Source organism: Streptomyces sp. G45, assembly GCF_049542095.1.
GTDB lineage: Bacteria > Actinomycetota > Actinomycetes > Streptomycetales > Streptomycetaceae > Streptomyces.
Genome location: NZ_JBMUZU010000001.1, coordinates 2,034,832 through 2,059,780 on the forward strand (window position 1 = coordinate 2,034,832; position 24,949 = coordinate 2,059,780).

General features: G+C 72.4%; 21 protein-coding genes. 9 read left to right on the top strand and 12 right to left on the bottom strand.

Translation table 11 applies throughout. From position 1 onward, the window contains the following. The 4 genes from uraH to ACOBQU_RS08205 form a co-directional block, all read right to left on the bottom strand. Window positions 1-405 carry a hydroxyisourate hydrolase gene (uraH, locus tag ACOBQU_RS08190; RefSeq protein ID WP_423625346.1) on the bottom strand — a complete coding sequence of 135 codons (405 nt, stop codon included), beginning with the start codon at window positions 403-405 and terminating at the stop codon, window positions 1-3. After that, complete coding sequence (gene uraD, locus ACOBQU_RS08195) at window positions 402-917, bottom strand: 2-oxo-4-hydroxy-4-carboxy-5-ureidoimidazoline decarboxylase (RefSeq protein WP_423625348.1); 516 nt, start codon at window positions 915-917, stop codon at window positions 402-404. Before uraD ends, uraH begins: the two co-directional genes overlap by 4 nt. 187 nt (window positions 918-1,104) lie before the next feature. After that, complete coding sequence (locus tag ACOBQU_RS08200) at window positions 1,105-1,467, bottom strand: helix-turn-helix domain-containing protein (protein WP_423625350.1); 363 nt, start codon at window positions 1,465-1,467, stop codon at window positions 1,105-1,107. Then, complete coding sequence (locus ACOBQU_RS08205) at window positions 1,464-1,727, bottom strand: hypothetical protein (RefSeq protein ID WP_423625352.1); 264 nt, start codon at window positions 1,725-1,727, stop codon at window positions 1,464-1,466. The genes ACOBQU_RS08200 and ACOBQU_RS08205 overlap by 4 nt, the downstream gene beginning before the upstream one ends. 197 nt (window positions 1,728-1,924) lie before the next feature. Here ACOBQU_RS08205 and ACOBQU_RS08210 point away from each other — a divergent pair, with 197 nt between their 5' ends. From ACOBQU_RS08210 to ACOBQU_RS08220, 3 genes are all read left to right on the top strand, one after another. Then, window positions 1,925-2,764, top strand: a complete 840-nt coding sequence (locus ACOBQU_RS08210) for a TIM barrel protein (protein ID WP_423625354.1) — start codon at window positions 1,925-1,927, stop codon at window positions 2,762-2,764. Between the two features lie 45 nt (window positions 2,765-2,809). Continuing rightward, a complete protein-coding gene (locus ACOBQU_RS08215) occupies window positions 2,810-3,703 on the top strand; it encodes a 2-hydroxy-3-oxopropionate reductase (RefSeq protein ID WP_423625356.1) in 894 nt (297 codons plus the stop codon). 185 nt (window positions 3,704-3,888) lie between these two features. Next, the gene (locus ACOBQU_RS08220; protein ID WP_423625358.1) at window positions 3,889-5,352 is read left to right on the top strand and encodes a catalase; all 1,464 of its coding nucleotides are present in this window, start codon (window positions 3,889-3,891) and stop codon (window positions 5,350-5,352) included. A 340-nt stretch (window positions 5,353-5,692) separates the two neighbouring features. On the opposite strand, the gene ACOBQU_RS08225 is transcribed toward ACOBQU_RS08220, so the two are convergent. Continuing rightward, entirely contained in the window at window positions 5,693-6,397 is a 705-nt protein-coding gene (locus tag ACOBQU_RS08225) for a TetR/AcrR family transcriptional regulator (protein WP_423625360.1), read from the bottom strand. Window positions 6,398-6,515: 118 nt separating this feature from the next. Between ACOBQU_RS08225 and ACOBQU_RS08230 the strand changes: the two genes are divergently transcribed. Further along, entirely contained in the window at window positions 6,516-7,802 is a 1,287-nt protein-coding gene (locus ACOBQU_RS08230) for an MFS transporter (protein WP_423625362.1), read from the top strand. On the opposite strand, the gene gcl is transcribed toward ACOBQU_RS08230, so the two are convergent. Beyond that, a complete protein-coding gene (gene gcl / locus ACOBQU_RS08235; protein WP_423625364.1) occupies window positions 7,792-9,570 on the bottom strand; it encodes a glyoxylate carboligase in 1,779 nt (592 codons plus the stop codon). The genes ACOBQU_RS08230 and gcl overlap by 11 nt on opposite strands. Before the next feature lie 398 nt (window positions 9,571-9,968). Here gcl and ACOBQU_RS08240 point away from each other — a divergent pair, with 398 nt between their 5' ends. Beyond that, window positions 9,969-10,697: a hypothetical protein gene (locus ACOBQU_RS08240; RefSeq protein ID WP_423634338.1), complete on the top strand. Its 729-nt coding sequence runs from the start codon at window positions 9,969-9,971 to the stop codon at window positions 10,695-10,697. A gap of 60 nt (window positions 10,698-10,757) precedes the next feature. Here ACOBQU_RS08240 and ACOBQU_RS08245 read toward each other — a convergent pair whose 3' ends face one another. Both ACOBQU_RS08245 and ACOBQU_RS08250 read right to left on the bottom strand, forming a co-directional pair. Continuing rightward, window positions 10,758-12,320 carry an AMP-binding protein gene (locus ACOBQU_RS08245; protein WP_423634339.1) on the bottom strand — a complete coding sequence of 521 codons (1,563 nt, stop codon included), beginning with the start codon at window positions 12,318-12,320 and terminating at the stop codon, window positions 10,758-10,760. Window positions 12,321-12,418: 98 nt separating this feature from the next. Then, window positions 12,419-14,113 (bottom strand): AMP-binding protein, encoded by a 1,695-nt coding sequence (locus ACOBQU_RS08250; RefSeq protein ID WP_423625366.1) that lies wholly within the window; start codon window positions 14,111-14,113, stop codon window positions 12,419-12,421. A 160-nt stretch (window positions 14,114-14,273) separates the two neighbouring features. Between ACOBQU_RS08250 and ACOBQU_RS08255 the strand changes: the two genes are divergently transcribed. Further along, window positions 14,274-15,233, top strand: a complete 960-nt coding sequence (locus tag ACOBQU_RS08255) for a response regulator transcription factor (RefSeq protein WP_423625368.1) — start codon at window positions 14,274-14,276, stop codon at window positions 15,231-15,233. A 296-nt stretch (window positions 15,234-15,529) separates the two neighbouring features. Here the strand turns inward: ACOBQU_RS08255 and ACOBQU_RS08260 are convergent, their stop codons facing one another. Beyond that, window positions 15,530-16,672 carry a winged helix DNA-binding domain-containing protein gene (locus ACOBQU_RS08260; RefSeq protein ID WP_423625370.1) on the bottom strand — a complete coding sequence of 381 codons (1,143 nt, stop codon included), beginning with the start codon at window positions 16,670-16,672 and terminating at the stop codon, window positions 15,530-15,532. A gap of 341 nt (window positions 16,673-17,013) precedes the next feature. On the opposite strand from ACOBQU_RS08260, the gene ACOBQU_RS08265 reads away from it, so the two are divergent. Both ACOBQU_RS08265 and ACOBQU_RS08270 read left to right on the top strand, forming a co-directional pair. After that, on the top strand, window positions 17,014-18,171 hold the full coding sequence (locus tag ACOBQU_RS08265) for a magnesium and cobalt transport protein CorA (protein WP_423625372.1): 1,158 nt from the start codon (window positions 17,014-17,016) through the stop codon (window positions 18,169-18,171). 565 nt (window positions 18,172-18,736) lie between these two features. After that, window positions 18,737-19,732 (top strand): hypothetical protein, encoded by a 996-nt coding sequence (locus ACOBQU_RS08270; protein ID WP_423625374.1) that lies wholly within the window; start codon window positions 18,737-18,739, stop codon window positions 19,730-19,732. A 181-nt stretch (window positions 19,733-19,913) separates the two neighbouring features. Here the strand turns inward: ACOBQU_RS08270 and ACOBQU_RS08275 are convergent, their stop codons facing one another. The 3 genes from ACOBQU_RS08275 to ACOBQU_RS08285 form a co-directional block, all read right to left on the bottom strand. Then, the gene (locus ACOBQU_RS08275; protein WP_423625376.1) at window positions 19,914-20,219 is read right to left on the bottom strand and encodes a hypothetical protein; all 306 of its coding nucleotides are present in this window, start codon (window positions 20,217-20,219) and stop codon (window positions 19,914-19,916) included. Window positions 20,220-20,301: 82 nt separating this feature from the next. Further along, window positions 20,302-21,735 carry an MFS transporter gene (locus ACOBQU_RS08280; protein ID WP_423625378.1) on the bottom strand — a complete coding sequence of 478 codons (1,434 nt, stop codon included), beginning with the start codon at window positions 21,733-21,735 and terminating at the stop codon, window positions 20,302-20,304. A gap of 131 nt (window positions 21,736-21,866) precedes the next feature. Then, window positions 21,867-22,175: a heavy-metal-associated domain-containing protein gene (locus tag ACOBQU_RS08285; protein ID WP_423625380.1), complete on the bottom strand. Its 309-nt coding sequence runs from the start codon at window positions 22,173-22,175 to the stop codon at window positions 21,867-21,869. A gap of 578 nt (window positions 22,176-22,753) precedes the next feature. On the opposite strand from ACOBQU_RS08285, the gene ACOBQU_RS08290 reads away from it, so the two are divergent. After that, on the top strand, window positions 22,754-24,802 hold the full coding sequence (locus ACOBQU_RS08290; RefSeq protein ID WP_423625382.1) for an ATP-binding protein: 2,049 nt from the start codon (window positions 22,754-22,756) through the stop codon (window positions 24,800-24,802). The last annotated feature ends 147 nt before the right edge of the window (window positions 24,803-24,949 follow it).

The following is a 24,949-nucleotide window of genomic DNA, read 5'->3' on the forward strand; positions in this document are numbered from 1 at the left end:
CTAGCTCCCTCGGTAAACGGAGTAGCCGAACGGGTTGAGCAGCAGCGGTACGTGGTAGTGCTCGCCGGGCTTGACGGCGAAGGTGATCACTACCTCTGGGAAGAACGCACCGCTGTCCCGATTCGCGGGGGCGTCCTGCTGCGCCTCGGCTTGCTGTACGAAGTCGGCCCGCCGTGCGAAGTACGCTTCGGTCTCGAAGGCGAGCCGTACGTGGGTGGTGCCCTCCGGCAGCGCCGGGAGGTCCTTGCAGCGCCCGTCCGCGTCGGTCGTCGAGCCGCCGAGCGCCGCCCACGGCACGGCGCCGCCGCCGCGCGCGGAGAGCTGGACGGGGACGCCCTCGGCGGGGCGGCCGACGCTGGTGTCCAGGATGTGCGTGGACACGGAGGCGGTGGTGGCGGTGCTCATGCGGGGTGCTCCTCCAGGAGGCGGGTGAGGCGGATGCGGTTGATCTTGCCCAGTTCGGTGCGGACGTGACCGCGCTCGGCCTCGGGCGAGTTGCCGATCCGTTCCCTGACCGCGTCCCGCATCTGCTCGCCGGTCCTGCCGGTGGCGCAGATGAGGAAGACGTGGCCGAACTTCTCCTGGTAGGCGAGGTTCAGTTCGAGCAGCTCGGCCCTGAGCTGCTCGGAGGCCCCGGCCATGCCCCGCTGCTCGCGGGCCGAGGTGGGGTCGCCCGGCTTCGGGCGTCCGATCGGCGGGTGCCCCGCCATCGCCTCGGCCAGGTCGGCCGCGGTGAGCTTCGCCGTGGCGGCGTCGCTCGCGGCGTACAGGGCGTCGGCGGTGGGGAAGGGGCGCTGGGCGAGGAGGTCGCTCCCCCAGGCCGTCGAGGCGCAGACCTCGTGGAGCGCGGCGCGGGCCACGGCCTCGTCGAGGGCGTTGAACCGGGCCAGGCCCGGTGTCGTGGTGCTCGAAGTCACGGGGGCCTCCGGGGCCTTTGTGCTGGACGGGCTGCGCATAGCTAACGCCGTCCGAAACCCGGCGTCAACACTTTGTTGAAAACTTGGATGAACAAAGACCGCCGCCCGATGAACGGACGGCGGCCGGGTGCAACTGCCGGGATTTCGCTGGTGACCTGGGGCTTCGGCCGACTGGTGGGCCGGGGCCTCAGGTGGAGCGGTTCAGGTAGTTGTAGACGGTGAAGCGGCTGACCCCGAGGGCGGTGGCGACGGTCTCCACGCCGTGCCTGACGGAGAAGGCGCCCCGCGCCTCCAGGGCCCGGACGACTTCCTGCTTGGCCTTGCGGTCGAGGTCGGCGAGGGGCCTGCCGTGCTTGCGCTCCAGGGCGAGCAGGATCTGGTCGAGGGAGTCGGCGAGCTGCGGCAGGCGCACGGCGAGCACGTCGCGCCCCTCCCAGGCGAGCACCACGTCGTCCTCGCCCGCCTCCTCGGGCGGCAGCATCCGCCCGCCCATGGCGTCCACCAGCGGCTTGACGGCGAGGGCGAAGGGGTCGTCCCCGAAGCCGGTCATCCCTCCCCCTCCCCGGTGCCGCCGTCGAGGACGTTCACCTGGAGGGAGACGCGGGTGGCGCCCGCGCCCAGGGTCTTGCGCAGCATCGCGTCGACCGCGGCGAGCACGGCGTCGGCGTCGCCCTCGGCGGTGTTGCCGAACGGGCCGACGTCCACGGCGTCGAGGTCGGCCCCCTGGATGACCTGCCGCGCCACCACCGCGTGCGGCGGCGCCTGGTCCAGGTCGAAGGGCTCGGTCGTGAACTCCACTCTCAATCGCACGGCCTCAACCTACTGCGGTGCCGCCGCCCTCCGGCAGGGCGACCTGAATTTCCCCCGCCACCCCTTGACAGCTTCCGCGAACCGCATGCAGTCTTCCGATAAGCAGAAACACACTTCCGCAATACGGAATACACGCGGAGTGCGTGACGCGGAAACGGAATACGCATTACGTCATACGGAAGGAGCGCGGAAGCCCCATGGGATACTCCGACCGGCGCTTCACTGTGAACCTGTCGATCCTCTTCACCGAGCTCCCGCTCCTGGAGCGCCCCGCGGCCGCCGCCGCGGCGGGATTCACGGCCGTCGAGCTGTGGTGGCCCTGGGTCGACGCCCCCGTCCCCGAGCGGGCCGAACTCGACGCCCTGAAGGGGGCCATCGAGGACGCGGGCGTCCGGCTGACGGGCCTGAACTTCTACGCCGGGCGGCTGCCGGGCCCCGACCGGGGCGCCCTGTCCGTGCCCGGCGAGGAGAGCGAGAGGTTCCGCGCCAACGTCGACGTGACGGCCGACTTCGCGCACTCCCTCGGCTGCACCGCGCTCAACGCCCTGTACGGCAACCGCGTGGACGGCGTCGACCCGGCCGTCCAGGACGAACTGGCCCTGGAAAACCTCCAGTTGGCGGCCCGCGCGGCCGACCGCATCGGCGCGGTCCTGCTCGTCGAGGCGCTGAACGCCATCGAGTCGCCGAAGTACCCGGTCGTCAGCGCCGCCAGGGCCGTCGAGATCGTCGACCGGGTGAACGCCGCGACCGGCCTCGGCAACGCGAAGTTCCTGATGGACCTGTACCACCTGGCCATGAACGGCGAGGACCTGCCGCAGGTGATCGCCGCGTACGCCGACCGGACCGGGCACGTGCAGATCGCCGACTCCCCCGGCCGCGGCGCCCCCGGCACCGGCTCGCTCCCCCTCGAAGACCTGCTGGACCAGCTCCACAAGGCCGGGTACGAGGGCTGGACCGGCCTGGAGTACAAGCCCGGCGACCGCCCGAGCCACGAGTCCTTCGGCTGGCTCCCGGCCGGGGCCCGCGCGGCGCGCTGACGGCCACCCCCTCCCTCGTACCGAAGCAGTGAGAAGAGGTTCCCCATGAGCACGCTCCCCAAGGTCGCGTGGATCGGACTCGGGATCATGGGCTCGCCCATGTCCGAGAACCTGATCAAGGCCGGGTACTCCGTCACCGGCTACACCCTGGAGCAGGACAAGCTGGACCGGCTCGCCGCCGCGGGCGGGACCGCGGCCGCCACCGTCGCCGAGGCCGTCCGCGACGCCGACGTCGTCGTCACGATGGTGCCCGCGTCGCCGCAGGTCGAGGCCATCGCGTACGGCCCCGACGGCATCCTGGAGAACGCGCGGCCCGGCACGCTGCTCATCGACATGTCGTCGATCACCCCCGAGACCTCCATCGGCCTGGCGAAGGCCGCCGCCGACAAGGGCATCCGGGTCCTGGACGCGCCGGTGTCCGGCGGTGAGGCGGGCGCCGTCGAGGCGGTCCTGTCCATCATGGTCGGTGGCGAGCAGGCCGACTTCGACGCGGCCAGGCCGCTGTTCGAGGCGCTCGGCAAGACCATCGTGCGGTGCGGGCCGCACGGCTCGGGCCAGACCGTGAAGGCCGCCAACCAGCTCATCGTCGCCGTGAACATCCAGGCGTGCGCCGAGGCCGTGGTCTTCCTGGAGAAGTCCGGCGTCGACCTCAAGGCCGCGCTCGACGTGCTGGGCGGCGGGCTCGCCGGGTCCACCGTCCTGACCCGCAAGCGGGACAACTTCCTGAACCGGGACTTCGCGCCGGGCTTCCGCATCGACCTGCACCACAAGGACATGGGCATCGTCACCGACGCCGCCCGCAGCGTCGGCGCCGCCCTGCCGGTCGGCGCGGTGGTCGCCCAGCTCGTCGCCTCGCTGCGCGCCCAGGGCGACGGCGGCCTGGACCACTCCGCGCTGCTGCGCTCCGTCGAGCGCCTGTCGGGCGCCGGGGCCGCCTGACCCCACCGACTTCCGGGCCGCGGCGGCGCTGACACCTGTCCTGTCGCGCCCAAGTGCCGCCGCGGCCCGGAACCCTGCCCCACCTCCAACTTCAACAAACTGTTGACGTGACGGATCGGGCGTCCCTACGCTCGCGTCACCTCACGCAGTCCCCGCAGTTCTGCACGGAAGGCCGACCTACCACCATGCCGAAGCGCGTGCTCACGACCGAGTCCGGCGCCCCCGTCGCCGACAACCAGAATTCCGCCACCGCAGGTGTCGGCGGCCCGCTCCTCCTCCAGGACCAGCACCTCCTGGAGAAGCTCGCCCGCTTCAACCGCGAGCGCATCCCGGAGCGCGTGGTGCACGCCCGCGGCTCGGGCGCGTACGGCTACTTCGAGGTGACCGACGACGTCACCGACTACACGTACGCCGACTTCCTCTCCGAAGTCGGCAAGCGCACCGAGGTGTTCCTGCGCTTCTCCACCGTCGCCGACAGCCTCGGCGGCGCGGACGCCGTCCGGGACCCGCGCGGCTTCGCGGTCAAGTTCTACACCGAGGAGGGCAACTACGACCTCGTCGGCAACAACACGCCGGTGTTCTTCATCAAGGACCCGTTGAAATTCCCCGACTTCATCCACTCGCAGAAGCGCGACCCGTTCACCGGCAAGCAGGAGCCCGACAACGTCTGGGACTTCTGGGCGCACGCCCCCGAGGCCACGCACCAGGTGACCTGGCTGATGGGCGACCGCGGCATCCCCGCCTCCTACCGCCATATGAACGGCTACGGCTCGCACACCTACCAGTGGACCAACGCCAAGGGCGAGGCCTTCTTCGTCAAGTACCACTTCAAGACGAACCAGGGCATCCGCTGCCTGAGCAGCGAGCAGGCCGCCGAGACCGCGGGCAAGGACCCCAACTCCCACCAGACCGACCTGCTCCAGGCCATCGAGCGCGGCGTCAACCCGTCCTGGACCCTGCATGTGCAGATCATGCCCGCGGCGGACGCGGCCACCTACCGCTTCAACCCCTTCGACCTGACGAAGGTGTGGCCGCACGCCGACTACCCGCTGGTCCGCGTGGGCCGCCTGGTCCTGGACCGCAACCCCGACAACGTCTTCGCCGAGGTCGAGCAGGCCGCGTTCTCGCCGAACAACTTCGTGCCGGGCATCGGCCCCTCGCCGGACAAGATGCTCCAGGGCCGCCTGTTCGCGTACGCCGACGCGCACCGCTACCGCCTGGGCGTCAACCACACCCAGCTCGCCGTGAACGCGCCGAAGGCCGTGCCCGGCGGCGCCGACAACTACGGCCGCGACGGCCTCATGGCCACCAACGCCTACCCGCGCGACCGCAAGAACTACGAGCCCAACTCCTACGACGGCCCCGCCGAGACCGGGCGCCCGCTGGCCGCGCCGCTCGCCGTGTCCGGCCACACCGGCACCCACGAGGCGCCCGCCCACACCAAGGACGACGACTTCTTCCAGGCCGGTGAGCTGTACCGGCTGATGTCCGAGGAGGAGAAGTCCCGCCTGGTCGCCAACATCGCGGGCGGACTCTCCCAGGTGTCCCGCGACGACGTCATCGAGAAGAACCTCGCGCACTTCCACGCCGCCGACGCCGACTACGGCCGCCGGGTGGAGGCCGCGGTGCGCGCCCTGCGCGAGGACTGAGCCCCCGCGGTGCGCCTGGCGGCGAGCCAGTGCGGTGGTGAGGGTGGCCGCCGGTTCCCCTCCGACCTGGGGAGAGGGGTCGGCAACCACCGCCGCCGGGCCACCGCGGGCCCCTCGCGGGGGCGCCCCAGACCCGCCCCTTCACCGAAACCATGGGGCCCCGCCCCTGGCACCCCCGTCAATCGGCCTTCGGCCTCGTCCTCAAACGCCGGACGGGCTAAAACCCTGCCGCACCGGCAGAATCCAGCCCAGCCCGCGAAGATCCAGCCCGTCCGGCGTTTGAGGACGAGGCGCGGAGCGCCGATCAAGCGGTGCCGGGCGCCCCCGCGAGGGCCGCGCACTACGCGCGGCGTCGCCGCGCGGCGATCCCGTCCGTGAACACCTCCACCGCGAACGCGAACCGCGTGTCGGCCGAGTCGGGTTCGAGCGCGGCGACGCCCGCCAGATGAGGCAGTTCGTCCGCCGCCTCCGTACGCAGCCACGGCGGCGGGTGCGCCTCCAGGTCGGCCGGGTCGAGGTGGTCCGGCACCCGGTCGCGCACCGCGTCCTCGAACTCGACGAAGCCGACGACGAGGCGGATGGTCTCCATGCAGGCGCGGTAGGCGTCCGCCGGGGTGAGCCCGAGCGCGGCGTAGAAGCCGATGAGCGCGTCCACGTTGCGCAGCATGGCCGGGTGGCCCGCCATGGTGATGTTCTCGCTGAGGGCGAGGGTGGTCATGCCGGGGTGGCGGCGGTAGTGGGCGCGCAGGTCGTCGCAGTAGGCGCGCAGGCTGCGCCGCCAGGAGGCGGGGGCGGGGTCGAGGCCCGGCGGCCGCCAGCCCGCCTGGAAGACCTCGGCGGCGACCGCGATCAGGTCACGGCGGTCCTCGACGTAGTGGTACAGGGCCCGCGCGGACACGCCGAGTTCGGCGGCCAGGGAGCGCATGGTGAGGGCCGCGGCGCCGTGCCGCCCCAGGTAGGCGAGGGCGGCCTCGCCCACGCCCTCGCGGGTCAGGGTGGCCCGGCCCTTGCGGTGCGTGGGCCGCCGCCGTGTCGTGCCGGTCATCCCCCGAGGCTAACGGAGGAGACCGCCGCCGCTAGAACTTCACACATGTTGACTTCAAGGGAGGTGCCCGCCAAGGTGGGTGCGGGTAAGGCTTGCCTCACTTCCCTGGGAGTCCCCGATGCCCCGTCTCTCCGGGCTCGTCATGGACGTCGGTCCGCTGCGCGAGAGCCGTGACTTCCGGCTGCTGTACGCCGGTTTCCTCGGCGCGATGGCCGGGACGCTGATGACGTCGGTCGCCGTGGCGGTGCAGGTGTACGACCTCACCGGCTCGTCCCTGCACATCGGCCTGGTCAGCCTGGCCCGCGCGCTGCCGACGGTGGTCGGCGTCCTGGTCGGCGGGGTGCTGGCCGACCGGGCGGACCGCCGGAGGCTGATGATCGTCACCCGGTTCCCGCTGGTCTTCGTCGCCGCCGCGCTCATGGTCAACGCGCTGCTCCCCGACCCCCGGCTCTGGGTGATCTACGCGGCGACCGCCGCCACCGGGCTGCTCGCGGGTCTCGGCGGCCCGGCGATGCTGGCCGCGATCCCGGCGCTCGCGGGCGCCGAACGCCTGGCCGCGGCAGGCGCGTTGCTCTCCGGTTCCACCCAACTGGCCGCGCTGGTCGGCCCGGCGGCGGGCGGCGCGCTCATCGCGGGCCCCGGGCTCGCCGCGTGCTACGCCGTCGACGCGGGCGGGTTCCTGGTGTTCACGGTGGCGCTGTTCTTCGTCCGGCCGCTGCCGACCGGGGCGGGCTCGGGCCGGGGCGTGCGGCAGGCGTTCGGCTCGCTCGCCGACGGGCTGCGCTTCGTGCGGGGGCACCGGGTGGTGCTCGGCCTGCTGCTCATCGACGCGGCGGCGATGGTCTTCACGATGCCGCAGGCGCTGTACCCGGCCCTGGCCGACGAGCGGTTCGGCGGCGGGGCGGCGGCCGTAGGCCTGCTGTACGCGGCGCCCGCGTTCGGCGCGCTCGTGGGCGCGGCGACCAGCGGCTGGACGGCCCGCGCGGGCGGCCACGCCCTGGTGGGGGCGGTGCTGCTGTGGGGCGCCGCGCTGACCGGTGTCGGGCTCAGCTCCTGGCTGCCGCTGGCCCTCGTACTCCTGGCGCTCGCCGGGCTCGGCGACCTGATCTCCGAGACGCTGCGCTCGGCGCTGCTCCAGCACGGCACGCCGGACGAACTGCGGGGCCGGGTCAGCAGCTTGTGGATGGCGCAGGCCACCGTGTCGCCCGCGCTGGGCAACGCGGCGGTGGGCTTCCTCGCCGAGCTGACCGGCCCCTCGGCGGCGGTGACGATCGGCGGCCTGGTGTGCGTGGGCGCGACGCTCGCGGTGGCGGCGGCGTTCCCGTCGCTGCGCACGGCACGGCTCGGCGCGAAGGCCTCCGCCCCGGAGCGGAACCCCGGGGCGGAGGCGTCCGTCAGGCCTTGAGCGTTCTGATGGCGCTCGGTGCGTGCCACGGCTCGGTGGCGGTCTCCTCGAACTCGGTGACGTCGCTGATGTCGGCCGTGCGGCTCATCGCGATGTTGGTGACCCGCTCCAGGATCGCCTCGACGACGACCGGCACGCGGTACTCCTCGGCGAGCTTCCTGGCCTGCTCGAAGGCGGCGGCCAGTTCGTTGGGGTCGGTCACGCGGATCGCCTTGCAGCCGAGGCCCTCGGCGACCTTCACGTGGTCGACGCCGTAGACGCCCAGCTCCGGCGAGTTGACGTTCTCGAACTCCAGGTTGACCTGGAAGTCGATGTCGAGCCCGAGCTGGGCCTGGCGGATCAGGCCCAGGTAGGAGTTGTTGACGAGGACGTGCACGTACGGGATGCGGTGCTGGGCGCCGACGGCCAGCTCCTCGATGAGGAACTGGAAGTCGTAGTCGCCGGAGAGCGCCACGACCTGCCCCTCGGGGTCGGCCTTGGCGACGCCGAGCGCGGCCGGGATGGTCCAGCCGAGCGGGCCCGCCTGGCCGCAGTTGATCCAGTGCCGGGGCCGGTAGACGTGCAGCATCTGGGCGCCCGCGATCTGCGAGAGGCCGATCGTGGACACGTACCGCGTCTCGGGGCCGAAGGCCTTGTTCATCTCCTCGTACACGCGCTGCGGCTTGATGGGGATGTCGTCGAAGTGCGTACGCCGCAGGAGCGTGGCCCTGCGCTCCTGTCCGGCGGCGATCCAGGCCGAGCGGTCGGGCAGCTTCCCGGCCGCCTTCAGCTCGCGCGCGGCCTCCACGAAGAGCGCGAGGGCGGCCCTGGCGTCGGAGGTGATGCCGTAGTCCGGGGCGAAGATCTTGCCGATCTGGGTGGGTTCGATGTCGACGTGCACGAACGTGCGGCCCTCGCGGTACACGTCGAGCTTGTAGCCGGTGTGGCGGTTGGCCCAGCGGTTGCCGACGCCGAGGACGAAGTCGGACTCCAGGAACGTGGCGTTGCCGTAGCGGTGGGAGGTCTGGAGGCCCACCATGCCCGCGTTCAGCTCGTGGTCGTCGGGGATGGCGCCCCAGCCCATCAGGGTGGGCACGACCGGAGTGCCCGTCAGTTCGGCGAACTCCACGAGGAGTTCGGCGGCGTCGGCGTTGATGACGCCGCCGCCCGCGACGATCAGCGGGCGCTCGGAGGCGAGCAGCAGGCCGAGGGCCTTCTCGATCTGGGCGCGGGTCGCGGCGGGCTTGTAGACCGGCAGCGGCTGGTACGTCTCCGGGTCGAACTCGATCTCCGTGAGCTGGACGTCGATGGGCAGGTCGATGAGGACGGGTCCGGGGCGCCCGGAGCGCATCAGGTGGAAGGCCTGCTGGAAGACGCCGGGCACCTGTGCCGCCTCAAGCACCGTGACCGCCATCTTCGTGACCGGCCGGGCGATCGAGGCGATGTCGACGGCCTGGAAGTCCTCCTTGTGGATGACGTGTGTCGGCGCCTGGCCCGTGATGCAGAGGATCGGGACCGAGTCGCCGATCGCCGAGTACAGACCGGTGATCATGTCGGTGCCCGCGGGGCCCGACGTGCCGACGCACACGCCGATGTTGCCCGGCGCCGCCCGGGTGTAGCCCTCGGCCATGTGCGAGGCGCCCTCGACGTGGCGGGCGAGCGTGTGGTCGATGCCGCCGCCCTCCTTCAGCGCCTTGTAGAAGGGGTTGATCGCGGCACCGGGCACGCCGAACGCGTTGCTCACGCCCTCGCGCTTGAGGATCTCAACTGCCGCGCGGGCAGCGGTCATTCGAGCCATTGAGTTCTCCTGCTCCGACTGGCGGATCCGGCTCCCGTCGCGCCCCGCGGTGAGCGAGAATTCCGTATCGTGAAACTAATGTTCTGCTATATGGAAGCAATGTAGGGGGGCGGGTCGGGGCCGTCAAGGGAGCCGTCCAGGAGGGCCGTCCAGGAGAGCCGTCCAGGGAGGGGCCTCCGTGCGCGCAGACCGGTATCGATGTGATTGCTTTCCGTTAGAACATGGGCCCAGGCTCGTGCGGCACGCGGCGGACGGTGGTCGGCGGACGGCGGACCGGGCGGGCGTCAGGAACGGCGAGCGAGCGGACGAGACCAGCGCACAAAGACGACGCACGAGAACGACGTACGAAGACGGCGTACGAAGGCGGCGCACGAGGACGGCGGGTGACGATGGTGGCGGACGGTGTGTCAGTGGTGCGGTGTCCGGTGTGCCGCCACGAGCAGGCGTACGCGGCCCCGGAGTTCCCCTGCGTCTGCGGCGCCCCCGTCAGACCGCCGGTCGCCGCCGGGGCCCCGGCCACGCCGCTGGCCCACCACACCTGGGCGGACGACTGGCTCACGCTGCGCTGCGGCGCCTGTGGCCGCGAGACGGACTGGCCCCATCCGGAACTGGGCTGCCGGTGCGGGACGGTGCTGCGGGTGCCGGTGGCTCCCGGTCCCCTTGGCGGCGCGGGAGGCGGGCGCGGCGAGCGGCTCACCCCCGCCCACATCCCGCTGCCGCGGACCGCGCCGACGCCCCGGCCCGCGTTCCGGCCGCTGCCGGTGCGCGGCCCCCGGGACGCGGTGACGGCGGCGGCGCTGTATCTGCGCTGGCTCGGCTACGAGGACGTGCGCGACGCCGACGAGCGGCCGCCGTCCGGCACGCGGCTCACCGCGCCCGGCCTCGTGGCGCAGGTCGAGCCGTCGGCGCGGCCCGCGTCGCTGCGGGACGTGGAGTGCGCGTGGCTCACCGCGCTGTCCCGCACCGCGGCGTGCGTGTGCTTCGCCCTGGACGACTTCACGCCCGACGCCCGCGGCCGCGCCGACGAACTGGGCGTCCCCCTGTTCCGCATCACCCCCACCGGCGAACCGGAGGCCCTCAACGGCGCGGCGGACGAACTGGCGGCCCGCGGCGCGTAACGACGCGGCAGCGGTGCCGGGCAGACCGGAATCCCGTACCAGCCGGAACCGGCCGACGTACTAACCGAACCGCTCCCGCAGCTCCACCTTCCGCACCTTCCCGCTCACCGTCATCGGGAAGGCCTCCATGAGCCGCAGATGCACGGGCACCTTGTAGTGCGCGAGGCGCCCCTCGCAGTAGGCGCGGAGTTCGTCAAGGGTCAGCGCCTCCGCGCCATCGCGGAGGATCACGCAGGCCAGCGGCACCTCCCCGTACCGCTCGTCCGGCACGCCGACCACCTGGACGTCCGCGATCTTCGGATGGCCGTACAGGAACTCCTCGATCTCGCGCGGGTAGATGTTCTCGCCGCCACGGATGATCATGTCCTTGATGCGTCCGACGATCCGCACGTACCCGTCGTCGCGCATGACCGCGAGGTCCCCGGTGTGCATCCAGCGCCCGGCGTCGACGACCTCGGCGGTGCGGTCGGGGTCCTGCCAGTAGCCGAGCATCACGCTGTAGCCGCGGGTGCACAGCTCGCCGGAGCTGCCGCGCGGCAGCGTGACGCCGGTGGCGGGGTCGACGACCTTCACCTCGATATGCGGAAGGACCCGGCCGACGGTGGCGGTGCGCCGCTCCAGGTCGTCGTCCATGCGGGTCTGCGTGGAGACGGGCGAGGTCTCCGTCATGCCGTAGCAGATGGAGACCTGCTCCATGTGCATCTCGGCGACGACCCGCTTCATCACCTCGACGGGGCACGGCGACCCGGCCATGATGCCGGTGCGCAGCGACGACAGGTCGTAGCGGGCGAAATCGGCGAGGTTCAGCTCGGCGATGAACATCGTCGGGACGCCGTACAGCGAGGTGCACCGCTCGCGCTCGACGGCGCGCAGCGTGGCCACCGGGTCGAAGGACGGCGCGGGGATCACCACACAGGCGCTGTGCGAGGTGGCGGCGAGGTTGCCCATGACCATGCCGAAGCAGTGGTAGAAGGGCACGGGCAGGCAGACGCGGTCCCGCTCGGTGTAGCCGATGGTGCGGCCCACCCAGTAGCCGTTGTTGAGGATGTTGTGGTGGGAGAGCGTGGCGCCCTTGGGGAAGCCGGTGGTGCCGGACGTGTACTGGATGTTGACCGGGTCGTCGCAGCTCAACTCGGCTTCGCGGGCGGCGAGTTCGGCTTCTGTCACGGACCGCCCGGCGTCGAGGAGGGCGTCCCAGGTGCCGTCGCCGACGTAGTGGACGCGGCGCAGCTGTGGGCAGTCGCCGCGGACCTCGTCGATCATCGCGCGGTAGTCGCTGCTCTTGTGCCGGGGCGTGGCGACCAGGAGCGAGATCCCGGCCTGCCGCAGCACATACGCCAGTTCGTGGGCGCGGTAGGCGGGGTTGATGTTGACCATGATGGCGCCGACACGGGCGGTGGCGTACTGCACCAGGACCCACTCGGCGCAGTTCACCGCCCAGATCCCCACCCGGTCGCCCTTGCCGACGCCCGCGCCGATCAGCCCGCGGGCCACCCGCTCGACGGCGGCGCCGAACTCGGCGTACGTGTAGCGGACTTCGGATCCCAGGTCGACGAGCGCGTCCCGGTCGGGCCAGGCGGCGACGGCCCGGGCCAGGTTCTGCCCGATGGTGTCGCCGAGCAGCGGCGTCGTGCTGGTGCCGTGCGCGTACGAGAGGGCCGCGTCCTGGGCCGTCGCGCCCTGGGCCGCCGTGTCCTGTGCCGCCGTGTCCTGCGGATGGCTCACCGGAAGTCCTCCTCGCGGTACTCGGCGTCGGACCCCTGGGCCGTCGCCTCACGCAGCTCGATGCGGCGAATCTTGCCCGACACCGTCTTGGGCAGGTCGCCGAACTCCAGTCGTCGTACGCGCTTGTACGGAGCGAGGACCGCGCGGGAGTGCTCGAACAGGAGCTTGGCGGTGTCCGGACCCGGCTCGTACCCCTCGGCGAGCACCACGTACGCCTTCGGCACGGCGAGCCGCACCGGGTCCGGCGCGGGCACCACCGCGGCCTCCGCGACCGCCTCGTGCTCCAGGAGCGCGCTCTCCAGCTCGAACGGGGAGATCTTGTAGTCGGACGCCTTGAAGACGTCGTCGGCGCGGCCCACGTACGTCAGATAGCCCTCGGCGTCGCGCGCCCCGATGTCGCCGGTGCGGTAGTAGCCGCCCGCCATGGCCTCGGCGGTGCGCTCCGGGTCGCCGTGGTAGCCGACCATGAGGCCCACCGGGCGGGTGGACAGGTCGAGGGCGATCTCCCCTTCCTGGGCGCCGGGTTCGCCCGTGACCGGGTCGAGCAGCTCCACGGCGAAGCCGGGCGTGGGCCGCCCCATGGAGCCCGGCTTGAGCGGCTGCCCGGGCGTGTTGGCGACCTGTACGGCCGTCTCCGTCTGCCCGAAGCCGTCGCGGATGGTCACGCCCCAGTCGCGCCGCACCTGCTCGATGACCTCCGGGTTCAGCGGCTCCCCGGCGGCCACGACCTCGCGCGGCGGGGTCTTCAGCTGGGTGAGGTCGGCCTGGATGAGCATGCGCCACACGGTGGGCGGGGCGCAGAAGCTGGTGACGCCCGCCCGGTCCATCTCGCGCATCAGGCGTCCGGCGTCGAAGCGCGTGTAGTTGTGGATGAAGACGGTCGCCTCCGCGTTCCACGGCGCGAACAGGTTCGACCAGGCGTGCTTGGCCCAGCCGGGCGAGGAGATGTTCAGATGGACGTCGCCGGGCTTCAGCCCGATCCAGTACATCGTCGCCAAGTGGCCCACCGGGTACGACACATGGGTGTGCTCGACGAGCTTGGGCCGGGCGGTGGTACCGGACGTGAAGTACAGCATCAGCGGGTCGTCGGCGTGGGTGACGCCGTCGGGGGTGAAGTCGGGGGAGGCGGTGTCGACGCCGTCGTAGCCGGTCCAGCCGTCGCGGGCGCCGCCGACCACGATCCGGGTGTAGTCCCCCGGTACGTCGGCGAACTTGGCGGTGTCCTCGGAGCGCACCACGACGTGCCGGGCCCGGCCGCGCTCGACGCGGTCGCGCAGGTCGACGGCGCCGAGGAGCGGCGTCGCCGGGATCACCACGGCGCGCAGCTTCATCGCGGCGAGCGCGACCTCCCACAGCTCGGCCTGGTTGCCCAGCATCACGATGATCCGGTCGCCCGCCCTGACGCCCCGCTCGCGCAGCCAGTTGGCGGCCCGCGCCGAGCGCCGCGACAGCTCGGCGAAGGACAGCTTCGTCTCGGTGCCGTCCTCCTCCACGATGTGCAGCGCCGTGCGGTCGTTGCCGTCGGCGATCACGTCGAACCAGTCGAGGGCCCAGTTGAACCGCTCGGGGCGCGGCCAGGCGAAGCCCTCGTACGCGGTCGCGTAGTCCTCGCGGTGGCGCAGCAGGAAGTCCCGCGCGACGCGGAACCGCTCCGTGCCGCCGCCGCCCGCGCCCGTCCGAGTCTCCGACACCGTCATCTGCATCCCTCGTCTTCTGCCTGGTCTTCCGGTTCTCGCCGTACTGCTGGTCTGGCTGTACCGCTGGTCTCGCCGTAGTGCTGGTCGTGCCGTTCTTCCGGGTTTCCGGTTCTGGCTGGTGTCCCGGCCGATCCGTACCATCGTGGAGTTCGTGATGCAGGTCTCACTACCCCCGGACGGGGGTGCCGAAGGGGCGGGAGGCGAGCGGGTGACGACTGCCGACAGCGGTGAGGCGTCCCAGGTCCGCGGCGCGCTGCTGCGGTTGCGGCGCGCGACGGGGCTGCCGGTCGCCTTCGGCGGCCTCGCCGACGGCGAGGGGCACATCAGGATCGGCGAGCTGAGCGGCACCAGCACGCACGTGCTCAGCGGCCTCGCCATCTCCTCGGGCAACGGCCTCGGCGGCAAGGCCACCGCCCTGGCCCGCCCCTGCGCCGTGGCCGACTACCGCGCGTCGCGGCGGATCAGCCACGAGTACGACGCCGCCGTGGAGGCCGAGGGCCTGCGCTCGGTCGTCGCGGTCCCCCTCGTCGTACGCCGCCGAGTCCGCGGCCTGCTGTACGGCGCCCTGCGCACGACGCTCCCCCTGGGCGACCGGGTCCTCGACGCGGCGGTCGCGGCGGCGCGCGACGTCGAGCAGGCGCTGGTGGTGCGGGACGAGACACGGGCGCTGCTGGCTGTGGCGGGGGGTGCCGGGGGCGACGGGGATGCCGCGGGTGCTGGGGGCGGCGGGTCCGGGCCCGGAGCTGGGGGCGGGGGCGGGTGCGGGTGTGGTGGAGCGTGCGGGGGCGCGGTGTGGGAGCGGATGCGGGAGGCGCACGCCGCGCTGCGGGCGCTGGCGACGCGCATCAACGATCCGGTGCTGCGCGACGAGGTCCTCGCGGCGTGCGGAACGCTGGCCGCGGCGCCTCGGGGGGCCGCCGTCACGCTCGCCCCGCGTGAGGTGGACGTCCTCGCCTGGGTCGCCCTGGGCGCCACCAACGCCGAGGTCGCCGAGCGGCTCGGTCTGCGGCCGGAGACGGTGAAGAGCTACCTGCGGTCGGCGATGCGGAGGCTGGGGGCGCGGACGCGGGGCGAGGCCGTATCGGCGGCTCGCCGAGCCGCACTCCTTCCCTGAGGCTGGCAGGGGTGCCCTCTTCTCCCACCCACCCGCCCCCATCGCGCCAGCGCGCTCTTCCTCAAGCGCCGGACGGGCTGGATCCTGCCCGTGCGGGCGGGTGTGGCCCGCACCGCGCCGTCGTGGTGCTCCGCCGCTCCGCGGCGGATTGCCCTCCCCGCCCACCCTCCCCTTTTGGGGCGGCGGGCGGGGAAAACAGCCCGTCCGGCGTGTGAGGACAAGGCGCGGAGCGCCGATCCGGGCCCCGGGCGGAGCCCCGGGAAAGCGCGGGCGGGCGGAAGGAAGGGAGACAGAACTCAAGCGAAGCGCACGTCGTGAGACGTGGCGTCAGGCACCAGCACCCTCGCCATCCGCACCGCCTCGGCCTCCACCTCCCCCCGCTCCGCCTGCGTCAGCGAGGCGAACGGCTCGACGACGACCAGGGCCTCCTCCCCCGCCCCGCCCTCCTCAAGCCGCCACACCCCCGCCAGAAAGCCGTCGAGGAGAAACGTGCAGAAGGACTGGTTCCCCTTCCACACCCGATCCTTGTGGGCGGGCGGCACGACCCGCGTGCGATCGGCGTGGGAGAGCAGCAGGTTGTCGTACTCGGGAAGGAACCGCGGCGGCGCCGGAACGTCCACCCCCGGCCGCGGTGCGTCGGGCAGGTCGAACAGCTCCACCCCGTACTCGTCCCGGAACACCCGCAGCCGCGGCCGCAGCCGTTCGAAGGCGTCCCGCAGCCGCGTCAGACCCGACCAGGTCTGCGTGTCCTTGACGGAGGCGGGACCGAACGCGGCGAGGTAGCGCAGGACGACAGCGTCCACCGAGGGCGCCTCCTCCGGCTCCCGCCCCAGCCACTTCTCGGCCGTGGTGAGCGCGACGCGCCCGCTGCGCCGCCACAGCCCGCGCGGCGTGACCTGGACGAGCGGCAGCCGGGCACGCGCGGCGATGCCCAGCGACTGCGGGTCGGCCTCGGGCCAGTACCGCAGCAGCTCGGCACGGATCTGGGCGGGCGTACGCGGCTCGTCCTCCACGAAGGCGCGGGCGAGCGCGGCGAGGCGGTCCAGGTCGACGCCGACGAGCCCCTTGCGGAAGGCGCGCAGCTCGCGGTCGATGGCGGGCTGGGTGAGGGGCCGCAGGGTGAGGACGTCGTCGGCGGTGAGGGTGTGGACGGTGGAGCGCATGGTGACGGCCCGCACGGCCGCGCGGTCGCCCATCAGCCCGGAGAGCTCCAGCGGGTCGAAGGCGTCGAGCCGGGCGGCGAGCGCGTAGTACGGCGGCTTGACGTTCTGCGCCTGGAGCCCGACGAGGTGGGTGAGGGCGTCCTCGGCGGACATCGGCGCGCGGCGCAGCAGCAGCTGCCGGGCGAGGGTGGCGCGGTTCAGCTCCCGCACCCCCAGCACGGGCACCACCGCACCGGCCCGGCGCCCCGCGCCCCCGGTCTTCGCTCCGCTCACCATCACGTCCCCTTTCACAGCCCACCCCTCAAACACGCCACGGCCCCCCCTGGGACCGCCCTGGGACCCGACCGGGCTCCCCACCCAGAACCCCACCCAGAACCGCACCCGGAACTGCGGCCGGAAGGAGCCCACACCCACACGCTATCCCTCCTTGCGGACAACTACTGTCCTCAACCCTCCGCTTCATTTGCCGCATATATCCTGCTCCGAGACCACACCAAAGGACCCCCGCCAGAGGACAGGCCAGAGAACCCCACTAGGACCCCCAGCCCCCAGGCCCCCACCAGAGCCGAGACAGAAGGCCCCACCCCTCCCACGACCACGACAGGAAGAGGCCCCCGGTGACCCCGGAGCGACGCGCACACCGTCCGCAGCCCGCGCGCAAGCACGCGTGGCGACGCGCGGCGGAGCGGCCCCCGGCGCAGCCGCCCGCCGAACCCCGCCCGCCGCGCGCGGAGCAGCCGACGCGGCCCGAGGGGCCGAGCGTGGTGCAGGCGGCCCTGTACCAGGACGGGGTCCGCGTGTCGTCGCCCACGTCGCTCGCCGACACCTACCGCGAGCTGCGCGGCAGGACCGACGGCATGGCGTGGATCGGCCTCGCCCGGCCGACGGAGGCGGAGCTGCTGTCGCTGGCCGCCGAGTTCGACCTGCACGAGCTGGCCGTCGAGGACGCGATGGAGGCCCACCAGCGCCCGAAGCTGGAGCGCTACGGCGACACCCTGTTCGTCGTGCTGCGCGCGGCCCGCTACCTGGACGCGTCGGAGGAGGTCGACTTCGGCGAGCTGCACGTGTTCGTCGGCGCCGACTTCGTCATCACGGTCCGGCACGGCGCGGCCCCCGACCTGTCCGCCGTGCGCCGCCGCATGGAGGAGACCCCCGAGCTGCTGCGCCTCGGCCCGGAGGCGGTCCTGTACGCCATCCTGGACGCGGTCGTCGACGGCTACGCGCCCGTCGTGGCGGGCGTACAGAACGACATCGACGAGATCGAGACCGAGGTCTTCAGCGGCGACCCGGAGGTCTCCCGCCGCATCTACGAACTCTCCCGCGAAATGGTCGAGTTCCAGCGCGCCACCCGCCCCCTGGTCGGCATGCTGCACGGCCTGATGGCGGGCTTCGCCAAGTACGGCACGGACGAGGAACTCCAGCGCTACCTGCGCGACGTGGCCGACCACGTCACCCACACCAGCGAACGAGTCGACGGCTTCCGCCAGGCCCTCACCGACATCCTCACCGTCAACGCCACCCTGGTCACCCAACAGCAGAACGCCGAAATGCGAGCCCTCGCCGAAGCGGGCTTCGAACAGAACGAGGAGATCAAGAAGATCTCCTCCTGGGCCGCCATCCTCTTCGCCCCCACCCTCGTCGGCACGATCTACGGCATGAACTTCGACGAGATGCCCGAGCTGAGCTGGACCTTCGGCTACCCGTTCGCCATCGGCCTGATGGGTGTGGTGTGCGTGAGCCTGTACTTCATCTTCAAGCGACGGGACTGGCTGTAGGCGCGCGCCCAGTGCCTAGTGCGCCTCCCCCTGGCGAACAGGTGGACAGGGAACATGTCACTGCGCGAGATCTCGCCATCGGCCGCTTTCCAGGGCTGTCGACGAGACAGGAACAGGTGTTGTCGCGGACGTTCAGGCCGACTTCCCGTGACGGCCGACCGACCGCACACCTCGACCTCAGCTGACCGCCGTCTCGTATGAGGCGGCTAGAACCTATGCCCCCATCGCGAGCCGTGCCCCCGGCGTTCCGAGTACTGGCGTCCTCCCGCACGCCGCTTCCGTTGGCACGTGCACCACGTGCAGGCGTGGCCGTCCGAGATCCATGGTGGACGCAGCCCCGTGGGAGAACGGCTAGGAAAGATTGACGGGAATCCGCTTGCGATGCGCTCGAGCACCTGTCTAGCCTGCACGCGGGAAGGAGCCCGGGAAAGCACCTGGGCCACCCCCGGTCGTCTTAGGTACGGAGCGTCGGAAAGCACCCTCGCCACCACCTCTTTCCACTTCACACCCCACGCACCGAATCTGTTCTCGGCTCTCGTCTGCCGGACAGGCGAAAGGCGTTCCCTTGACCATCTATTCCCAGCACGCCAACCGCGGGAAGAATCAGATCCTTGCGACCTACCAGGGGCCGGACGGCGTCGCGTCCAAGACCGTGACGAGCCTCGGCGACTCACGCCTCTCGACTCCCATCGTCGACGCCCTCAACCGGATCTCCGCCTTCATCACCGTCCCTGTCAGCATTCACGACCGCCGAGGGCGGCGCGTGGGCTACTACCCACGCAAGCACCTTGCCGCGCTGACTGACACTGCCGCCCGAGGCGAACTCCTCAAGGGCGCACACAGCCTGTGGTACGAGTACGTCTGCCTGCGACTCCACCAGGCGCTGGCCGACTTGGACAGCGCCTTGCTGGCGGTACCCGATACGGTCAGCAGGGCGATCCGTTCCGAACTGGAGCTAGAAGAGCGCGATTTGCGGGCAGCACTCGATGACTTCTCGGGAACTTCCCTGGGAGACGAGCCAGAGCCCGAGCGCCACTGGGACTTCGGCCATCCATTCGTGAAGTTCGACGATGGAATGGACACACTGAGCGATCGGACGCGCGCCCAACTCGACAGCCGTGAGGACGGATACTCCCCGGAGGATCGCGAGAAGGCCGTCGCCGACCTCCGAGTGCTGGTCACTGCCCACTCCAGGAGCGGCGGCAGGTGGGCTTCCCTGGATGATCCCAGCAGCGAGCTGTTTGCGGAGCCCTACGACTCTGACGGTTTCTACTTGACTGTCCAAACGCCGGATCCGTCTGACGACGACAGCTCGTGGGAGATCGAGATTGGACGTTGGGAACCTGACGATCCCCACGAAGAATACGGAGAACACTCCAGTGCGACCGGCAGCACCATCCTCACTTGTGCTCTGCCCTCCGCACCGGACGCCGACGACATCACACGCCTGCTGAAATCCGTGGATGAGAACCCGCTGCTGCTTGCTCAGTGGGCCAAGACACCGGTGGGAACGGCACTCGAAGGGACCACCATGGTGGCAACTAGGCATCACGAGCCGTGATCGAGCCTGCGGCGGGAGTATCGGGTCGACGAGACCGTGTACTTCAGCCGCCCCGTCGGCGGTGAACCAGCTGTCAACGACGAAGCCGACGACGTCCTCTTCGTCCGGCTGCCCGACTTGGGCACCTACGAATTCCACCTCAGCATGTGCCAGCGGATCTGTGGCTTCCTCTCAGCCCGATCTACCACATGAGCATCGGTTGGATGCCAGAGCCGAGCTGGGCGTTCGGGGCCCCGTGCACTATCGGGCTGATGGGGGTGGTGTGCGTGAGCCTGTACTTCGTCTTCAAGCGGCGGGACTGGTGGTAGGCGGTCGGTCGTCCGGGGGGGTGGGGTCCGGGGGTGGTGGTGCGGCTCAGGTGGGTGGCCAGGGCCTGGAGGAGGGCCGCGGTGGCCAGGCGGGTCAGGGGGTGGGTGGCGCCCTTGCGGAGCAGGGTCCAGGTGGTGGTGGCGCGTCCGGCCGGGGTGGGGCGGGGCGTGGTGGTCATGGGTTCCGTCCTTGGCGAGGTGGTCAGCCGACCGCGTCCGCCGCCCCGGTGGGGACGGCGGACGCCTGGGGTGTTTCCGTACTCAGACACCCACCCGGTCGCCCGCCTCCTTCGGCGGCTGCCCGGCCCCGGCGGCGCTGTCCGCGCGCATGACGAGGAGGGTGACGATCCCGGCGGCCGCCGCGACGATCGCGGCGCCGAGGAACGCGGCGCTGAAGCCGTCCGTGAGCGCGGCCAGGTCGCCCAGCTGGTCGCCGCCCTGAGTGGTGGCCAGGGCGGTGAGCGCGGCCAGGCCCAGGGCCGACCCCACCTGGTAGGTGGTGTTGACGATGCCGGAGGCGAGCCCGGCCTGCTCCTGCGGGGCGCCGGACAGGGCGGCCATCATCGCGGGGATGTACGCCAGCGACATGCCGAGCGCGGCGACCAGCGAGGCGGGCAGGACGTCGACCACGAAGGTCCCGGTCGGCTCCACCGCCGACAGCCACAGCAGCCCCGCCGCGAGGACGAGGAGCCCGCCACCGATCAGCGGCTTGGCACCGAAGCGGCCGAGGAGGCGCGCGGTGATCGTCGTCATGAAGACCATCAGCAGCCCGGTCATCGGCAGCAGCGCGGCGCCGGAGGCGAACGCCCCGTAGCCGAGGACCTGCTGGAGGTAGAGGTTGAGGAAGTACCACATGGGGATCCACGCGGCGCCGAGCAGCGTCATCGCCAGGTTGGCCGAGCCCAGGCGCGGGACCCGCCAGATGCCGAGCGGCATCAGCGGCTCGCGCACGGTCTTCTGGATCACGAAGAACAGCGCCAACAGGGCCACGGCCCCGGCGAGTTCGAGCAGGGTCTCCGTGGCCGCCCAACCAGCCTCCGGCGCTCGTACGACGGCGAAGACGGCCAGCGCGAGACCCGCGGTGACGGTGACGGCACCGAGCACGTCGACGGCGCCGCGGCGGGGTGCCACGGCCGGGAGCAGGCCGGTGGCGGCGAGGGTGGCGATGCCGATCGGGACGTAGATGATGAACACCCAGGGCCAGCTCAGCCACTCGGTGAAGACGCCGCCGAGGAAGACCCCGGCCGTGCCGCCCGCGGGCGCCGCCGCGCCGTACAGGGCCATGGCCTTGCCGAGTTCCCTGGGGTCGTGGGCGAAGAGGATCATCAGCAGGGTCATGGCGGCGGGCGCGATGAGGGCACCGCCGACGCCCTGGACGGCCCGGCCGAGCACCTCCACCCAGGCGGTCTGGGCGGCGGCCGCGACAACCGATCCGGCGATGAGGACGACCCACCCGGCCGTGAACACCCGCCGGGCGCCCAGCAGGTCGGACAGGCGTCCGCCGAGCAGCAGCAGCCCGCCGAAGGTGATCACGTACGCGTTGAACACCCATTGCAGGTCGCCCGGCGAGAAGCCGAGGTCCCGCTGCATCTCGGGCAGGGCCACCCCGATGATCGAGGTGTCCATGATGACCATGAACTGGGCCGTGGCGAGCACCCACAGGGCCCACCAGCGGCGTGGATTGACGGTTGACATGGCTGGCCTCTCTTGAGGAACGGACGGTTGGGGGACCCGGCCCCGGCCGGGCGGGTCAGGCAGGCGAGCAGGCAGGCCGTACGACCCTGGCCGGACGGGGCGGGCGGGCACCGCCGCCCCGGCTGGGCGGGTCAGGCGGGCACGCGGCCCGCGAAGTCGTAGCCCGCGGCGCCGACGGCCTCGCCGATCCGCGCGTCGAACGCCTCGTCGGCCTCGACGCCGGTGGTCACGGTGATCAGTCCGGTCCCGATCTCGACGGCGACGGCGGTGACGCCGTCCAGCGCCCGCACGGCGTCGGTGACGACGCCCTGGCAGTGCGCGCTGCCGATGCCGTTGGCCCGGTAGACGGCCTTGGTGACGGTGGCGGTGGCCGGGGTGGTGCCGGTGTCGGTGGTGGCGGGGGTGTGGCAGCTGCCGTTCGGGGTGCAGCAGTTCGACATGGGTTCCTCCAGTGGATTTATACCCCAGGGGGGTATGTGATCGACGGAGACATGTATACCCCCAGGGGGCACCTGGCGCAAGTGTTGGATCAGAGGGGGGCGGGAGCACCGGGGCGGCCGGTTCCGCGCGGTGAGGCTCCCGCGCGTGGAGCGCGACAGGGGCGCACCCACCCGCTCGCGCGCCGCCCAGCACCCTGCTCAGGCCACCGCCCGCTCAGGCCCGTACGACCAAGTCCCCGCCCCCGGAGGCCCGTTCCACGACGAGCCAGACTCGACGCCCGGACACCCAGGGCCCGACGGCCGGAACACCCCGGGCACCCACAGCACGGTGCCCGAGCCCGAGCACCAGCCACTTTCCCCGAAGCGCGCGCACCCCTCCCCGGCGCGCGCCACACCCCTCCCCCGTGCGCGCCACACCCCTCCCCCGTTCACCCCGCACCCCGACCACCCCCGACCACCCCCGACCGACACGCCCGCACGCGACGCGCCCAATGCCCCGAGTGGCAAGCAACGGCCGGGTGTCACCCGTGACGGCGACATCGCGGTGGCACACGGGCCAACTGGGGGATCATTGCCGGATGTTGGGCAATCCGCCGGAAGAACGAGACAGTTTCATCGGGCGTCGGGCCGAGCGGGCCAGACTTGTGCGGGCCCTCGCCCCGCGCACCCTGACGACGCTGACCGGGACCGGCGGCGTCGGCAAGAGCAGGCTCGCCGCGCACACCCTGCGGCGTCTTCCCGACGAGCGGCGGGCGGCGCTCGGCGAGGTCCGCTGGGCGGACCTGAGCGCGCTGCCGGACGGCGCGCTGCTGATCAGCGCCGTGGCCGACGCCGTGGGCCTCGCCGACCACACCCCGCGCATGCCGCTCGACGCGCTGCGCGCCTGGCTCGCGCCGCGCCGCGTCCTGCTCGTCCTGGACTCCTGCGAGCACCTGGTGGACGCCTGCCGCGACCTGGTGGCCGCCCTGCTCGCGGGCTGTCCCGGGCTCACCGTCCTCACCACCAGCCGCCAGCCCCTCGGCCTGTGGGGCGAGGCCCGCATCGAGGTCCGCCCGCTGGCGCCGGACGGCGACGCGCTCACTCTGTTCACCGACCGCGCCCGGACCGTCGTACCCGGCATCCCGCTCACCGGTGCGCGCCGCAGGGCCGCCGCCACCGAGATCTGCGAGCGCCTCGACGGGATCCCGCTCGCCCTGGAGCTGGCCGCCGCCCGGCTGCGGCACACCCCGCTCGACGAGCTGGCCGCCCGCCTCCGCGCCCACCACGAGGGCCTGGTCGCCGCCGCCCCGCTGCGTCCCGCCCGGCACCGCACGCTGCGGACGACCATCGGCTGGAGCCACGAGCTGTGCGAGCCGCTGGAGCGGCTGCTGTGGGCGCGCCTCTCGGTGTTGCGCGGCCCCTTCGACGAGGACACCGCGCGGGGCGTGTGCGGCGGCGGCCCGCTCGACGACGACGCCGTCACCACCGCGCTGTTCTCGCTCGTCGCCAAGTCCGTGGTCAGCCTGGACGGACAGGGCCGCTACCGGCTGCCGAACACCGTCCGCGAGTACGGACTGCTGTGGCTCGGGGAGCTGGGCGAGCACGGCGCCGCCGCCGACCGGCACGCCGCGTACTTCCTCGACCTGGCCCGCGCCGCCGAGGCCGCCTGGCTCGGCCCCGAGCAGGTCACCTGGTACGGGCGCGTCGCCGCCGCGCACACCGACCTGTGCGCCGCGCTCGACCACCTGTCCCTGACCGCCCCCGAGCGCGCCCTCGAACTGGCCGGTCTGGTGGCGTTCTTCTGGAGCTGCTGCGGCCATCTGCACGAGGCCCGTACGTACTTGGAGCAGGTGCTCGCGCTGAGCGAGCGGGCGACCCCCGCGCGGGACCGGGCGCTGTGGGCCCTCGGCGTGGTGGCGCTCCTCCAGGGCGAGCACGACCGGGCCGAACAGCTCGGCCTGCGGTGCGCCCGCGGCGCCGAACTCACCGACGACGTCGAGCAGCAGCTCGCCGTGGCCTATCTCCTGGGCATCACCTACCTGCTGGAGGGCAGGCCCGCCGAGGCCCTGGACACCGCCGAGCGGACCCTGGCCCGCTCCCCGGGGCCGCCGTTCCGCTCGCCCTCGCGGCTGCGCTGCCACCTGGTGAAGGCGTTCGCGCTGACCTCCCTCGGCCGCCTCGACGAGGCCCGGCGCCGCACCAGCGCGCTGCGCGAGGGCTGCATCGCGCACGGCGAGTGCTGGACCCGGGCGTACTGCGACTACATCCTGTCCCTGATCGCCCTCGGCCAGAACCGGCCGGACCGGGCCGCCGAGCACGCCCGCGCGATGCTCGCGGGCAAGCGGCTCATCGGCGACAGCTTCGGCATCGCCCTCGGCATGGACCTGCTGGCCGCGGCGGCCGCCGCCCAGGGGCGCGCCGAGGTCGCGGCGCTGGTGTGCGGGACCAGCGAGACGCTGTGGCAGGCGGTCGGCCACACCCAGCGGGGCATGCCCGAACTGCGGGAGGTCCGCGAGCACTGCCGCCACCTGGCGCTCACGGCCGTCGGCCGCGAGGCGTTCGAGCGGGCGTTCCGGCGGGGCGCCGGGGCGGAGCCCGGCACGGTCCTCACCCTCGCCCTGGAGGGCCGCCTGACCGAAGAGGCCTGATCCCGCTGAACCGTGGCAGACGTGGAAGACAGCGGGATACGGGCCCGGTAGAACTCTGGGGTACGGCGGTCAGGGGGCCGCAGGCCGCTCCCGTACCGCCCCGGAGGTCACAGCCGTACGGCCCGAAGCAACGCGCGCGCCCGCGCG